At 65.6% G+C, this 13508-nt stretch carries 13 protein-coding genes; 7 read left to right on the top strand and 6 right to left on the bottom strand.

Going from position 1 to position 13508, the window contains the following annotated elements; all coding sequences use genetic code 11:
• Window positions 1–5: 5 nt before the first annotated feature.
• Window positions 6–1874, bottom strand: a complete 1869-nt coding sequence (locus tag IP68_RS16565) for a 2-oxoacid:acceptor oxidoreductase subunit alpha (protein ID WP_054136123.1) — start codon at window positions 1872–1874, stop codon at window positions 6–8.
• Between the two features lie 213 nt (window positions 1875–2087).
• Between IP68_RS16565 and IP68_RS16560 the strand changes: the two genes are divergently transcribed.
• The 5 genes from IP68_RS16560 (at window position 2088) to IP68_RS16540 (ending at window position 7116) form a co-directional block, all read left to right on the top strand.
• Window positions 2088–3065: an alpha/beta hydrolase gene (locus IP68_RS16560; RefSeq protein ID WP_054136122.1), complete on the top strand. Its 978-nt coding sequence runs from the start codon at window positions 2088–2090 to the stop codon at window positions 3063–3065.
• The gene (locus IP68_RS16555) at window positions 3062–3802 is read left to right on the top strand and encodes a hypothetical protein (protein ID WP_054136121.1); all 741 of its coding nucleotides are present in this window, start codon (window positions 3062–3064) and stop codon (window positions 3800–3802) included. The genes IP68_RS16560 and IP68_RS16555 overlap by 4 nt, the downstream gene beginning before the upstream one ends.
• A gap of 17 nt (window positions 3803–3819) precedes the next feature.
• Window positions 3820–4296 carry an RNA pyrophosphohydrolase gene (locus tag IP68_RS16550; protein WP_054136120.1) on the top strand — a complete coding sequence of 159 codons (477 nt, stop codon included), beginning with the start codon at window positions 3820–3822 and terminating at the stop codon, window positions 4294–4296.
• 37 nt (window positions 4297–4333) lie between these two features.
• Entirely contained in the window at window positions 4334–5314 is a 981-nt protein-coding gene (locus IP68_RS16545; RefSeq protein WP_054136119.1) for a YdiY family protein, read from the top strand.
• Window positions 5315–5445: 131 nt separating this feature from the next.
• Window positions 5446–7116, top strand: coding sequence for a thiamine pyrophosphate-binding protein (locus IP68_RS16540; protein ID WP_054136154.1), 1671 nt, complete (start codon window positions 5446–5448; stop codon window positions 7114–7116).
• Between the two features lie 123 nt (window positions 7117–7239).
• Here IP68_RS16540 and IP68_RS16535 read toward each other — a convergent pair whose 3' ends face one another.
• Together IP68_RS16535 and IP68_RS16530 are read right to left on the bottom strand one after the other, a co-directional pair.
• Window positions 7240–7422 carry a CsbD family protein gene (locus IP68_RS16535; protein ID WP_054136118.1) on the bottom strand — a complete coding sequence of 61 codons (183 nt, stop codon included), beginning with the start codon at window positions 7420–7422 and terminating at the stop codon, window positions 7240–7242.
• Window positions 7423–7473: 51 nt separating this feature from the next.
• The gene (locus tag IP68_RS16530) at window positions 7474–7902 is read right to left on the bottom strand and encodes an EVE domain-containing protein (protein WP_054136117.1); all 429 of its coding nucleotides are present in this window, start codon (window positions 7900–7902) and stop codon (window positions 7474–7476) included.
• A 68-nt stretch (window positions 7903–7970) separates the two neighbouring features.
• Here IP68_RS16530 and IP68_RS16525 point away from each other — a divergent pair, with 68 nt between their 5' ends.
• Window positions 7971–8909 carry an isopenicillin N synthase family oxygenase gene (locus IP68_RS16525; protein ID WP_054136116.1) on the top strand — a complete coding sequence of 313 codons (939 nt, stop codon included), beginning with the start codon at window positions 7971–7973 and terminating at the stop codon, window positions 8907–8909.
• A gap of 131 nt (window positions 8910–9040) precedes the next feature.
• Here IP68_RS16525 and IP68_RS16520 read toward each other — a convergent pair whose 3' ends face one another.
• Genes IP68_RS16520 through IP68_RS16510 form a run of 3 tightly spaced genes read right to left on the bottom strand, consistent with a single transcriptional unit; the run spans window position 9041 to window position 12012 of the window.
• Window positions 9041–10507, bottom strand: a complete 1467-nt coding sequence (locus tag IP68_RS16520; protein ID WP_054136115.1) for an SPOR domain-containing protein — start codon at window positions 10505–10507, stop codon at window positions 9041–9043.
• Window positions 10508–10548: 41 nt separating this feature from the next.
• On the bottom strand, window positions 10549–11268 hold the full coding sequence (locus IP68_RS16515) for a hypothetical protein (RefSeq protein WP_054136114.1): 720 nt from the start codon (window positions 11266–11268) through the stop codon (window positions 10549–10551).
• 27 nt (window positions 11269–11295) lie between these two features.
• Window positions 11296–12012, bottom strand: coding sequence for a ParA family protein (locus IP68_RS16510; protein ID WP_054136113.1), 717 nt, complete (start codon window positions 12010–12012; stop codon window positions 11296–11298).
• 267 nt (window positions 12013–12279) lie between these two features.
• On the opposite strand from IP68_RS16510, the gene IP68_RS16505 reads away from it, so the two are divergent.
• A complete protein-coding gene (locus tag IP68_RS16505) occupies window positions 12280–13491 on the top strand; it encodes an SPOR domain-containing protein (RefSeq protein WP_231684092.1) in 1212 nt (403 codons plus the stop codon).
• Window positions 13492–13508: the final 17 nt, after the last annotated feature.

Genomic DNA, 13508 nt, shown 5'->3' with positions numbered 1-13508 from the left:
TCCCGTTACTTGGAGAGGGTTGCCGCAATCGCCGTCTCGATCTCAGCGATCGTGAACGGCTGGCCCGATGTCTTGTTGAGCGGCCTGGCATCGACCAGGAACTGGTCGCGCAGCAGGGTCTTGAGCTGGCCGGTGTTCATTTCGGGCACCAGCACATGGTCGAAGCTGTGCAGCAGTGCGCCCAGATTCTTCGGGGTCGGCCAGATATGGCGGATGTGGATGTGGCTGACGTCGTGCCCGGCGCGGCGCGCGCGCAATACCGCCTGGTGGATCGAGCCATAGGTCGATCCCCAGCCGACCACCGCGAGCTTGCCGCCTGCCGCGCCCACGACCACCTCCTGATCGGGGATCGAGTCCGCCACGCCCAGCACCTTGTTCTGGCGGATGTCGGTCATCGCCTGGTGGTTGGCGGGCGCATAATCGATATGCCCGGTGCCCAGCGCCTTTTCGATCCCGCCGATGCGGTGCATCAGCCCGGGCGTTCCAGGCTTGACCCAGGGCCGCGCGAGCTTTTCGTCGCGCGCATAGGGCAGGAAGCCGCCGTCCTGCGCCTTGCCCATGAACTCCACCGGAAAGGCCTTGTAGCTCGCCATGTCGGGCACCTTCCACGGCTCTGCGGCATTGGCGATATAGCCATCGGTCAGCAGCATCACCGGGGTCATGTATTGCACCGCGATGCGGCACGCCTCGATCGCGCAGTCGAATGCGTCGGCGGGCGAGCGCGCGGCGATCACCGGCATCGGCGCATCGCCGTTGCGGCCATAAACCGCCTGATAGAGGTCGGATTGCTCGGTCTTGGTCGGTAGCCCCGTCGAAGGCCCGCCGCGCTGCGAATTTACGATGACCAGCGGCAGTTCGGTCATGATCGCCAGCCCCATCGCCTCGCCCTTCAGTGCGATGCCAGGGCCGGAGGACGAGGTGACGCCGAGCGAGCCTGCATAGCTCGCGCCGATCGCGGCGCAGATCGCGGCAATCTCGTCCTCGGCCTGGAAGGTGGTGACGTGATATTCCTTGAGCCGCGACAGATGGTGGAGGATCGCGCTGGCTGGCGTGATCGGATAGCCGCCGAAGAACATCGGCAGCCCGGCCAATTGCGCGCCAGCGACCAGACCCAGCGAGATCGACTCGGCGCCGGTGACCGTGCGGTACAGCCCCGGCACCGCGGGCGCGGCAGGCATCGCGTATTGCCGCATCGGGCCGGAGAGTTCCGCCGTTTCGCCAAAGGCGTGGCCCGCGTTCAACGCGGCGATATTGGCCGCGAGGATGTCGGGCTTGCCCGCGAACTTCGCCTCCAGCCAGTCGATGATGGGCTGGCGCTTGCGCGAGAACATCCACAATGCCAGCCCCAGCGTCCACATGTTCTTACAGCGCAGCGCTTCCTTGTTGCCAAGGCCGTGCGGTTTGACCGCATCCAGCGTCATCTGCGAGATGTTGAACTTCATCAGCTGCCACTTGGCCAGCGATCCGTCCTCAAGCGGATTGGTCTCGTACTTCGCCTTGTCGAGGTTGCGCTTCGAAAACTCGCCCTCGTCGGCGATGATCAGCCCGCCTTCCTTGAGCGCGCCGACATTGGTCTTGAGCGCCGCCGGGTTCATCGCGACGAGGACGTCGGGGACATCGCCCGCGGTATCGATCTCGCTGCTGCCGAAGTTGATCTGGAACGCCGAAACGCCGAACAGCGTGCCCTGCGGCGCGCGGATTTCGGCGGGAAAATCGGGGAAGGTCGCAAGGTCGTTGCCTGCCAGCGCGGTGGACAGCGTGAACTGCCCTCCGGTCAGCTGCATACCGTCACCGCTGTCCCCGGCAAAGCGCACCACGATGGCGTCAGGTGTCTGGGTGTTGGTGTTGGTACGATCGAGCGCGGCGGTTGCCATGGAACACAGACCCCTAAGTTTCGACGTGAGCGCGCTGATAGGTGTAGCACCGGGCGGCGGGCACGCAATTTGGTTTTTGTGACAGCAGACAGCAGCGCGTGCGTCGTTGATCAGGATCAAACCGGGCCTCGACTGGCCATCCGATTTTGCCGATGGACCCGCAGCATCCGACGCGTTAACCTCCCGGTTAAACACAAACAGAGGATGATCCGAATGAGCGACACCATCGAACTGCAGCGTGATGCCGACGCGACAACAGGCCCGTTCGTGCGGCCCGATGTTGCGATGCTGCTGGCGATGCTGTCGGCTGCAGGCGCGCCGCCGATGAACGAGATGACCCCCGCCGATGCGCGCGAGGCCTATCGCATGATGCGCTTCGTTGCCGATGCCGAGCCGACCGAACTTGCCATCGTGCGCGACCTCACTTGCCCCGGCCCCGGCGGCGAGATCCGCCTGCGCTATTACGATGCGCGCGAAACCCGCGCGGCGGGCCCGGTGATCATGTTCTTCCACGGCGGCGGCTTCGTGATCGGCGATCTGGACACGCACCATCCCTATTGCACCGAACTGGCCGCCAAGGTGGACCTGCCGGTGATCGCCGTCGACTATCGCCTCGCGCCCGAACACCCCTTCCCCGCCGCCACGGACGATTGCGAAGGCGCGGCACGCTGGCTCGCAGACAACGGCAAGACGCTGGGGCTCGACATCACTGGGCTGGTCTTCACCGGAGACAGCGCGGGCGGAAACCTGACGATCGTCACCACCCAGGCGCTGATCGCCAATCCGGCATCGGTCCCAGTGATCGCACAGGCGCCGCTCTATCCGGTCGTCGATTCGACGCAGACCGGCGGGTCGTTCACCGACTTTGCCGAGGGCTATCTGCTCACCGCCGACACGATGAACTGGTTCGGGACCGCCTATGCCGCGACCCCCGGCGATGCCCGCAACGATTGCATCAATGGCGATATCGCCAGCCTGCCGCCAACGCTGCTGGTCACCGCTGGGCTCGACCCCTTGCGCGACCAGGGCCGCGATTTCGCCGCGCGCGCAGTGAAGGCCGGGGTCGATGTGACCTATATGGAGATGCGCGGCACGATCCACGGCTTCATCTGCCTGCGCAAGGGCGCACCCAGCGCGCAGGAGGATTGCGACGCGATTTTCCGCGGCATGAAAGCGATGCTCAAGCTGTGAGCAGGCAAAGCCTGGCGCGGGGGCTGGCGGCCGGCCTGCTGGCGGCGGTGCTGTTGCAGGCAACGCCATCGGCCGCGCAGTCCGCGCCCAAGGTCCGCAACAAGGCCGATTTTGCCGGGGTCGCGCGCGACTTTCAGCAACAGCGCGCCGCAAACCCGGAAGGTTGCTGCAGCTTCAGCACGCCGGTGTTCGACCGCAATGTCTCGTTCCGGCTGTTCGACACCTTCGAGCCTGTCTACGAAGCGAAGAACGAGCGGCAGATGATCCTGGAGTTCGTGCCGCAGGGCGCAACCGTGGAAAGCTGGACCCGGATGATCACGCTGTCCGCGTTCGGCGGCGCGGGGTCCTCGCCGATCTCCACCGCAGAGATGCAGGCGCGCTTCTTCAACACCAGCCAGGGATGCCAGCAGGCCAACTTCTCGCGCGTCATCGCCAGCGGGCGCACCAGCGACGGCACCGAATTCAATCTGTCGAGCAACGGCTGCGGATCGATCGCAGCCGGCGGCTATCCCGGCGCGACTTCGGGCCGCGGCGAGCAGTTTCTGGCGCTGCTGCTGCGCGACGCGCAAAATGTGGTCGTGCTGCAATATGCCGAACGCGGGGAAGGCTTTGCTCCGGGCGGCGAGCCGATCGGCGACGAGGCCGTCAAGGCGGTGATGGGCCGCTTTCGGTCCATCGGCTTTTGTCGGACGCAGACGCCATCTGACGATTGTTCAATTGCCTTTGATGCCCGCTGACCGCTAAGGCGGCAGACATGAGTGAATTTGACAGTCTCCCCTATCGTCCCTGCGCGGGAATCATGCTGGTCAACAACGACGGCAAGGTGTTCGTCGGCCAGCGGCTGGATAGCAGCGCCGACGCCTGGCAGATGCCGCAGGGCGGTATCGATCCCGGCGAGGAGCCCGAACAGGCGGCCTATCGCGAACTGGGCGAGGAAACCGGCATCGCGGCGCATCTGGTCGAGGTGATCGCCCGCTCGCGCGACGAGCATCTCTATGATCTTCCTGCCGATCTGATGGGCAAGATGTGGGGTGGCAAATATCGCGGCCAGCGCCAGTTCTGGTTCCTGATGCGCTTCATGGGCACCGATGCCGACATCAACATTGAAACCGACCACCAGGAATTCCGCAGCTGGAAATGGACCTCGGCGGAGACGCTGGAGGGACTGATCGTGCCTTTCAAGCGACGGTTGTACCGCGCGGTGGTGGAAGAGTTCCGCCCGCTGATCTAGGCTGCGCATTCCTGTTCGCAACCCCGGGATGCCTGACATGACCACCACCCGCGCCGCGCTGAGCGTGCTCGCCGTGATTCTTGCAGCTGCCCAGCCGCTCGCCGCGCAGGCGCCCGATGGAATTACCAAGCTGATCGACACCGCCCTGCGTTCGGGCGACAAGGCCGGGCTCGATGTGGTGCTGCGCTATGCCAAGCAGGCGCATCCACAAGCAGCAGAAGCGATCGACGCACAGGTCGCCGCGTTCCGCACCGATTCCTCGACGCAAACGGCCCCGCCCCCTCCCGCCGCGACGGTGGTGGTGGCCGAGGCTGCCGTCCCGGTGGCTCCTGTCTCTACGGCATCTGCCCAGCCAGCCGAGGAAACGGCGCACGCGCAGATCAAATGGTCGGGTGAAGGCGAGCTGGGCGCGTTCACCACCACCGGCAATGCTCCGGGCATGGGGCTTGCTGCGGGGCTCAAGCTCACTGCCGAGGGCGAGGACTGGCGCGTCGGCCTGCTCGGGCGGGCGGATTACCAGGAAACCAGCGATGTCGTGGTGCGCGAACAATATCGCTTCAGTGTCGAGCCCAACTACAAGTTCAACGAGCGCGGCTATGTCTATGGCCTCGGCCAATACGAGCAGGACCGTTTCCAGGGCTTTCACGCGCGCTACTCGATTTCGGGCGGAGTGGGTTACAGCTTCCTCACCGGCGACAATGCCAAGCTCAGCGTCAAGGCGGGGCCCGCCTGGCGGTTTACGCAGCTTACCACGGGGATGGACGAATCGGTCGTCGCGGGTCTCGCGTCGGTCGATATCAAGCTCAAGCTGACCCCGACGATCAGTCTTTCGGAAGCCGCCAGCGCCTATGTCGACGAGCAGCGCAGCACGCTGTTTTCGGTCGCCGCGCTCGACAGCCAGCTGATCGGCAAGCTGAAGGCGCGCCTGTCCTATACCGTGCAGTATGAATCGACCCCCGCGCTGGGCCGTGCCCCGACCGACACCACCAGCCGGTTGACGCTGGTCTACGGTTTCTAGCCCCGATCCGCATCCATCCCCGCTCGGACGGCGCACCATGTTGACACGCCGTGCCCGCCCGCTTTAGCCCCATGGCCAATCAAGGCGGGATGCCACCCGCTCCGACCGCACAGGCAGAGGACCCGCACCCCATGACCAGCATCTCCCGCACCGGTGGCCGGATTCTCGTCGATCAACTGGTCGCGCAAGGGTGCGACCGCATCTTCACCGTGCCCGGCGAGAGCTTTCTCGCGGTGCTCGATGCGCTCCACGATGTGCCCGCGATCGAAACGATCGTGTGCCGCCAGGAGGGCGGCGTCACCTTCATGGCGTGCGCGGATGGCGCGATGACCGGGCGGCCCGGAGTCGCCTTTGTCACGCGCGGGCCCGGCGCGACCAATGCCAGCATCGGCGTGCATGTGGCCATGCAGGACAGCAAGCCGATGGTGCTATTCATCGGCGATGTCGATCGGGGAATGCGCGACCGCGAGGGCTTTCAGGAGGTCGATTTCCAGGCGATGTTCGCGCCGCTTTGCAAATGGGCAGCGCGAATCGACGATGCGGCGCGCATCCCCGAATACGTCGCCCGCGCCTTTTCGGTCGCGATTTCGGGACGCCCGGGCCCTGTGGTGCTCGCGCTGCCCGAGGACATGCTCAAGGACGTGGCCGAAGTCGCCGACCGTCCGCACGTCACCCGCCCCGCGCAGCCGGTATGCCCCAACGGCTTTGCGGTGCTGATGGAGATGCTTGGCGGCGCAAAGGCGCCGATCGCGATCATCGGCGGCGCGGACTGGAGCCCCTCGGCGCGCGCGAACTTCCAGGAGTTCGCCGAGCGGATCGGTCTGCCGGTGGCCTGCGCCTTCCGCCAGCAGGACGCGTTCGACAACGCCTCGCCCGTCTGGGCGGGCAATCTGGGCTATGGGCCTAACCCGAAGCTGGTGGCGCGGGTTAAGGCCGCCGACCTGATCCTCGCGGTCGGTGCGCGGCTGGGCGAGGCGACCACCGATGGCTATACGCTGATCACTCCTGAACATCCCGGCCAGCTGCTGGTCCACGTCCATCCCGACCCCAACGAGCTGGGCCGAGTCTACCGTACCGATTTGCCGCTGTGCGCCGACATGGACGAGTTCGCCGAGGCGGCGGCTTTGTGGGATTCAGAAGCGTGGGATGGGGACGCGGTGCGCTTCGATACCGGCGAGCAGGCGCATGCCGAGTGGCTCGCCTGGTCGGATCCGCAACCGACCGGCGTGCGGCTGGACCTTGGCCAGTGCGTGCGCGCGATGCGCGATGCGATGCCCGCCGACACGGTGATCTGCAACGGCGCGGGAAATTTTTCGGGCTGGTGGCACCGCTATTGGCATTATGGCGAAAAGCCCTCGCAATTGGCACCGACCGCGGGGGCGATGGGCTATGGCGTGCCCGCCGCCGTCGCCGCCGCGCTGCGCCTCCGTGACCGCAAGGTCGTCGCGATCGCCGGCGATGGCGATTTCCTCATGAACGGGCAGGAGCTGGCAACCGCGGTCCAATACGACGCCGATCTGCTGGTGATCGTGGTCGACAATGGCGCCTATGGCACCATCCGCATGCATCAGGAGCGCGAATATCCCGCGCGGCTGTCGGCAACGACGCTCAAAAACCCTGACTTCGCTGCGCTCGCCCGCGCTTATGGCGGCTGGGCGGCGACGGTGGAGCGCACAGAAGAGTTCGCGCCTGCGCTGGCCGAGGCGCTGGCGCAACCGGGGTTGAAGTTGCTGCACCTGAAGACCGACATCGAGGCAATCGCCGCGAGCGGTGCGACGGTGAGCGGGTTGCGGAACCGATAAGGCTGAGCGCACTACCGGCTCCCCCCTGACCAAGAGCGGGCCGCTCGCGACGCACACAAAAAAACCGGCCCCCCGCTAGCTTAGGGGGCCGGTTTTTTGTTACGCTAGATCAGATCGGAAGGATCAGATCTTGTCGCCGAACGCGCCCTTGACGTCGCCCTTGAGCTTCTGGGCATCGCCCTTGAGCTGCTGAGCCTCGCCTTCGGCGACCAGTTCGGGGTTGTCGGTTGCGCGGCCAACGCCTTCCTTGGCCTTGCCGGCCAGATCATTGCCAACGCCTGCGGCTTTGTCTTTGAATTCACCCATAAAATGCTCCTTCGTCAAAGCGCGAGGCCGCGTGCCTCGCTTCAGGAACATTTACGCGGTGGTGGAAGGGGCGTTCCCTGCCATGCGCATGATTTCCGCCCACTCGTCCGGCGTGATCGCTGCCACCGACAGCCGCGACTGGCGCAGCATCGCCATGTCGGCGAGCGCGGGCCGCGCTTTCATCACCTTGAGCGACACTGGTCTTTTGCGCGGGTGCACCGGCTTTACCTTCACTGCCACCCAGCGTCCGGTGTCGTCCTTGGGATCGGGAAACGCCTCGGCGCTCACCTCCATCACCCCGACCGCCTCGAGCCCGGTGCGCGAGTGATAGAACAGCACCAGGTCTCCTGCCCGCATGGCCTTGAGATTGTTGGAGGCCTGTGCGTTGCGCACCCCGTCCCAGGTGCCCTCGCCCGCCTTTACCAGATCGGCCCAGCCATATTCGTCGGGTTCCGATTTCATCAGCCAATATTGGGTCATGATTTTTCCCGTCAGCACGCCTACATGGGGCAAATATCGTCATCCCCTCAGCTATTGCGGACCGCATCATGATACAACTGCCCATTCTCTCGCTCACCGATGAACCCGCCGAACTGGCGCGCAAGCTGGGCGACAGCTTTTCGACCTATGGCTTTGCGATGATCAAGGATCACGGGCTGGATCCGGCGCTGGTCAAGCAGGGCTGGGAGAAGACCGAGCAGTTCTTTGCGCTGCCGACCGAGGAAAAGCGCCGCTATTATGACGCCGAGGCCGGCGGCCAGCGCGGCTATACACCGTTCGGTACCGAAATCGCAAAGGACGCCAAGGCGCACGATCTCAAGGAATTCTGGCATGTCGGGCGCGAGATCGACCCCGCCAGCCCGATCGCGCACACCATGCCCAGCAATGTCTGGCCAGAGCGTCCCGAGGGTTTTCGCGAGACCTTCGAACCGCTGTTTGCCGAGTTCGACCGGGTGGGTAACATCATCCTGTCGCGAATCGCGGTGTATCTGGGGCTCGACAAGGACTGGTTCCTGCCCGCGGTGCACGAGGGCAATTCGATCCTGCGGCTGCTGCATTATCCACCGATGGACGCTGCGCAGGGCGAAGAAGGCGCGATTCGCGCGGGCGCGCACGAAGACATCAACCTGATCACGCTGCTGCTGGGGGCTGAAGAAGGCGGCCTGGAAGTGCTGGCACGCGATGGATCATGGATCGACATGCGTCCGCCCGAAGGCGCGCTGGTGGTCAATGTCGGCGACATGCTGCAGCGGCTGACCAACCACGCCCTGCCCTCGACCACGCACCGCGTGCGCAACCCTGCGGGCGACCGGGCGAAGTACAGCCGCTATTCGATGCCGTTCTTCCTCCACCTGCGCTCGGACTTTCCGATCCGCACGCTCGAAGGCTGCATCAGCGCAGAAACGCCCAACCGTTATCCCGAGCCGATCCTGGCGGACGACTATCTGCACCAGCGGCTGGTGGAAATCGGGCTGGTGAAGGCCTGAGGGCTTAACGCCAATAGACCACAGATTCGTTACTCCCGCCAAAGCGGGGGTCCCGCTTGTGGCGCGAGGTCAGAAAACAGGCGAAATTCCCGCCTGCGCGGGAATAGCAGCAAGAATGGACGTACCGCCTCTCAGCGGCGTGCAGCAATCTGCGTGCCGCCGGGCTTGGCCGGAACCGCGCGGGCGATGATGCACTCGCCCCCTGCAGAGCGGACCTGCGCGCACATGGCACGCGCACTCTTTTCGTCGGCAAAGCCGTTTGCCGTCAGACGGTGCAGGGTGCGACCGCCGATATTGGCGGGCACGGCAGCCTTGGAGAACGAGGCCAGATCCTTGTGCTTGGCGCTGTAGCCAGCCCAGGCACGATTGGCGTTGGCCGGATTCGAGAACACGCCGAGCTGCACCGCAAACGCGCCGTCGCTCACCGGAGCGAAGCTGGCCTTCTGGAAGACTGCAGGCGATTGGGCGGCTTTGGGAGCCACAACCTTGGCAGCGACTACCGTTGGCGCAGCCGCGCGAACGGGGCTCTCCTGCTCGACGATCGGTGTGCGCGCGGCGACTTGAACGACCCTTCCGTCGCGCGTCTTGCGGATCGCTTTGGTGCGGTAATTGCCCGGGAGCGGCTGCACGATCTCGCGCACCACCATCAGCGGTGCCAGCATGGCGCGCGGCTGTTCTGCAGGTTCGGCAGCGGCCACAACGACAGGCGCGGCATCGGCATAGACGGACGCGGGTGCGGCCTCGACGCCAGCCAGCCCCATTGTGCTGTCCTGAACCGGGGGAAGTTCGATCGGACCGGCAGCGGGCGCAGCCTGCGCCATGGCCTGCTGGCCGATCTCGGTTGCGGCCTGCGCCATCGACGGCGTGGCGGAGAGCGCCAGCTGCACCGGCTGACCGGGGTCAAATTCGACCGGGCTAACGCCCAGCACCGATGCGACGCGCTGAACATGCGCCTGCGGGTGCGCCATGCGCGCCCATTCGGTGATGCGCTCCTGCGCGACCTTGGGGTCGAGATCCTGTCCGACCATCAGCTGCGCCTCGCGCCAGCGGCCATTAAGGGCATAGGCAAAAGCGAGGTTCTGGCGGACCTTGGAAGAGCTATCGCCGCTGCGGATCTGGTCGGAGAGCACGTCGACGCCGAGCGCGGTATCTCCGGCCAGCGCCATCGCCAGGCCATAATTGCTGGCGGGAATGCTATCACGATGTTCGCGCAGCAACGCCTGCGCCGCCTGGCCGCGACCTTCGGCTACATGCATCAGCGCCAGGCTGATCACCGTGCGCGCGCTCTGGTCGCCCAGCGCGAGTGCATCGTCAAGGCTCTGGCGCGCCGAGGAGAACCGGCCATTGGCAAGATAGGCCTGCGCCAGTGTCGTGCGCAGATCGGCGTTGCGGGGATCGAGCGCGACGGCAGCTTCCGCCTTGGCCAGCGCCTTTTCGGGCTTGCCGGCGTCGAGCGCCTTCTGGGCGTTGCTGGACAGGCTTTGCGGACGGCCGCCGCCAGAGCTTGCCGAGCAGCTTACCAGCACGCTGCCGACCAGAATGGTCGATGCGGCCAGTTTCAGCATCAGTGCCCTGTTCATCTTCGTTCCGCTCGTCATAGCCATTTCCCTCTTTGCCAGGCCCGACCCGCTCATCAGTTTCAACGCCCTGCCGATCGCGGAACGCGACCAGCCAGGTCCTCTATCTCGGGTATTTTGGTTAACAATTCGTCAAGTGCCGCGGTCAGCAGCTGCTGCGCCGACTGGCCGGTCACCGCGCTGGCAAGCCGAAGCTTGAGATGGCGGTCGGTGTCGAGCCGCAGGGTGAAGGCCGCGCGGCGACCCGCCGGAACCGCAGCGATGACCGCATCCACCGGGACCGCCACCTTGCGCTTGCGCACCGACAGCACCTGGGCCGGAGCTTCGGGCTGTTCGATCACGGCTTCAGTCTGGGCTTCAGCCTGGGCTTCGGGCTCGACCGGCATTGCGGCGACCGGCTCTGTCATGCGCTCGGCAATCTCTGCCTGTTGGCGCACCACATCAGGCACGATGGGCACCAAAGGCTGGGCCATCGCATCGGCAGCCGCAACTGCCGCGGCATGATCGGCGGCATTCGCAGCCGGCGCATCAGGGATCGCGCCTGCCAGCAGATTGCCATAATCGGGAGCATGCTCGTCATGCGCCGGATCGACATCATAGCCCATGTCGTTCCAGCCCAGATCGTCCTGTCCGGTATAGTCGTCATCCGGGCGCGACTGCGACAGCATGCCGCCCATCTGGCCCAGTCCTTCCAGCCCCTGGCGGCGCATGGCAGGGCGCGCGGCGCCCTTGCGCGCCAGCAGACCGGACGAAAGCGACGCGATCGGTTTGGGTTCGGCCATAAAGCTCATCCTTGCCCCCGTGCTCGCTTACGATCCCGCCACGCGGCGACCGAAGCCACCCATCGGGCGGATGGCACCGGGGATCACGGGTGCATTGGGCACGGCAAAAACCGTGCGGCGGAAGTTCTTCTCGAGCCGGTCGGAGATATAGGTCCACAGCGCGCGCACCTCGGCGGCGGACTTGCCGTTGGGATCGACCTCCATCACGGTGCGGCCGTCGATCATCGAGGCGGCAAAATCGGTGCGGTGGTGCAGCGTCGTCGGCGCGACGGTGCCGTGCTGCGACAGCGCGACGGCGGCCTCTGAGGTGATCCGGGCCTTGGGGGTGGCGGCGTTGACGACGAAGATCAGCGGCTTGCCCGCGCGCTCGCAAAGATCGACCGTGGCGCCCACGGCGCGCAAATCGTGCGGGCTGGGCCGGGTCGGCACCACGATCAGCTCGGCGACCGAGATCACCGACTGGATCGCCATGGTGATCGCAGGCGGAGTATCGATGACCGCGAGCTTGAACCCCTGCTGGCGCAGGATCGAGAGGTCAGCGGGAAGCCGCGCCACGGTGGTCTGCGCGAATGCCGGATATTCGGGCTCGCGCTCGTTCCACCAGTCGGCCAGCGAACCTTGCGGATCGATATCGATCAGCACCACCGGGCCATCGCCTGCCAGCTGCGCCTGCACGGCGAGATGACCCGACAGGGTCGTCTTGCCGGATCCTCCTTTTTGAGATGCCAAAGCGAGTACGCGCACTCAAACCCCCTATTCGGTCCAATCGGTCAGGGGTGAAAATGCGCCTGGGGCACCTAATTTTGGGTTAACGCTGCGCTGTGCCGGAATAGGGCAGTTGCCGGATACTGCCGCATTTGTGCGGGTTGATCGCGTCATCAACGCTTTGCTAATATGTCGTTAGGTATAGCGATTTACGCATGTAACGACCGGTAAGCCCCGCTTGCCGCGCAAAACCGGCCTGATATGGTCGAACCGAGGCTTTACCATATGCGATGGAGCAAGACCCGCATGGCACATTCCACAAAATTTTCGCGCACCCGCCTGATGCTGGCGACCGCCCTGCTGGCGATGGGGACGGCGACTCCCGCGCTCGCCGACGTCAAGGCCGGGGTCGATGCGTGGGAGCGCGGCGAATTCGACAAGGCCGTCACCGAATGGCGCGATCCCGCAGCCAAGGGCGACCCCGATGCCCAGTTCAACCTGGGCCAGGCGTACAAATTGGGCCGCGGCGTGCCGATGGACCTGAAGCTCGCCGAAAGCTGGTACAAGAAGGCCGCCGATCGCGGTCATATCCAGGCAGCGGACAATTACGGCCTGGTGCTGTTTCAGGATAACCGCCGCGACGAGGCGATGCCCTATATCCGCGCCTCATCCGCCAGGGGTGAGCCTCGAGCGCAATATGTTCTGGGTACCGCGATGTTCAATGGCGATATCGCCGAGAAGGACTGGGTGCGCGCCTATGCGCTGATGACCCGCGCTTCGGCGCAGGGCCTGCCCCAGGCCTCGCGCAGCCTGGCAACGATGGACAAGTACATCCCGCTTGCCGATCGCACCAAGGGCACGCAGCTTGCAGCCCAGCTTGAGCGCGAAGCCACAGCCGAGCGTCAGAAGCTCGCGGGCGCCGCTGCCGGGCTCGGCATCGATCCCGCCACTGGAGCCACCTCGAGCGCAAAACCGGTGATGGCAGCAGCGGGCCCGACCGCCGCGCCAAACCGGCGCAAGCCCGGATCGAGCTCGACCATCCAGACCACCAGCCTGCCGCCCTCCAATGTCAACGGCTCGGTGATCCCTGCCATCCCCTCCAGCCCGACCGGCACGGCTGCCAGCGCGGGCGTGGACTTCGCAACCATGGGCGCGCCTTCGGGCTCGACCTCGGCGCCGGCGCCGCGGGCCACCGCACCGGCCTCGATGCCAGCCCAGGCGCCCGCCAGCGCACCGGTTGCCGCTCCGGTTGCTGCCGCAAGCGCCGCGCCTGCCGTCGCCGCGAGCGGTGACTGGCGCATCCAGCTTGGCGCGTTCAGCGACGAAGGCCGCGCACGTGGCCTTTGGTCTGGCCTCGAACGCCAGAACGCCGCGCTCAGCGGATTGCAGCCCTATCTGGTCAAGGCCGGCGCAGTCACCCGGCTGCAGGCAGGCCCCTTCGCCACCCAGGCCGCCGCGAAAAAGGCTTGCGACAGCGTAGCGAAATCCGGCCAGGCCTGCTTTGCAGTGAAGAAATAGGGGGTTACCCCAATCCC

The sequence above is a fragment of the Blastomonas sp. AAP25 genome (assembly GCF_001295965.1).
GTDB classification, from domain to species: Bacteria; Pseudomonadota; Alphaproteobacteria; order Sphingomonadales; family Sphingomonadaceae; genus Blastomonas; species Blastomonas fulva.
The sequence above is the reverse complement of the archived record's forward strand: the minus strand, read 5'-3'. Positions and strand labels throughout refer to the sequence as shown.

Coding starts and splice junctions, on each gene's coding strand:
- IP68_RS16565 (WP_054136123.1), bottom strand. CDS start 1,874: ATGGCAACCGCCGCGCTCGATCGTACCAACACCAACACCCAGACACCT.
- IP68_RS16560 (WP_054136122.1), top strand. CDS start 2,088: ATGAGCGACACCATCGAACTGCAGCGTGATGCCGACGCGACAACAGGC.
- IP68_RS16550 (WP_054136120.1), top strand. CDS start 3,820: ATGAGTGAATTTGACAGTCTCCCCTATCGTCCCTGCGCGGGAATCATG.
- IP68_RS16545 (WP_054136119.1), top strand. CDS start 4,334: ATGACCACCACCCGCGCCGCGCTGAGCGTGCTCGCCGTGATTCTTGCA.
- IP68_RS16540 (WP_054136154.1), top strand. CDS start 5,446: ATGACCAGCATCTCCCGCACCGGTGGCCGGATTCTCGTCGATCAACTG.
- IP68_RS16535 (WP_054136118.1), bottom strand. CDS start 7,422: ATGGGTGAATTCAAAGACAAAGCCGCAGGCGTTGGCAATGATCTGGCC.
- IP68_RS16530 (WP_054136117.1), bottom strand. CDS start 7,902: ATGACCCAATATTGGCTGATGAAATCGGAACCCGACGAATATGGCTGG.
- IP68_RS16525 (WP_054136116.1), top strand. CDS start 7,971: ATGATACAACTGCCCATTCTCTCGCTCACCGATGAACCCGCCGAACTG.
- IP68_RS16520 (WP_054136115.1), bottom strand. CDS start 10,507: ATGACGAGCGGAACGAAGATGAACAGGGCACTGATGCTGAAACTGGCC.
- IP68_RS16515 (WP_054136114.1), bottom strand. CDS start 11,268: ATGGCCGAACCCAAACCGATCGCGTCGCTTTCGTCCGGTCTGCTGGCG.
- IP68_RS16505 (WP_231684092.1), top strand. CDS start 12,280: ATGGCACATTCCACAAAATTTTCGCGCACCCGCCTGATGCTGGCGACC.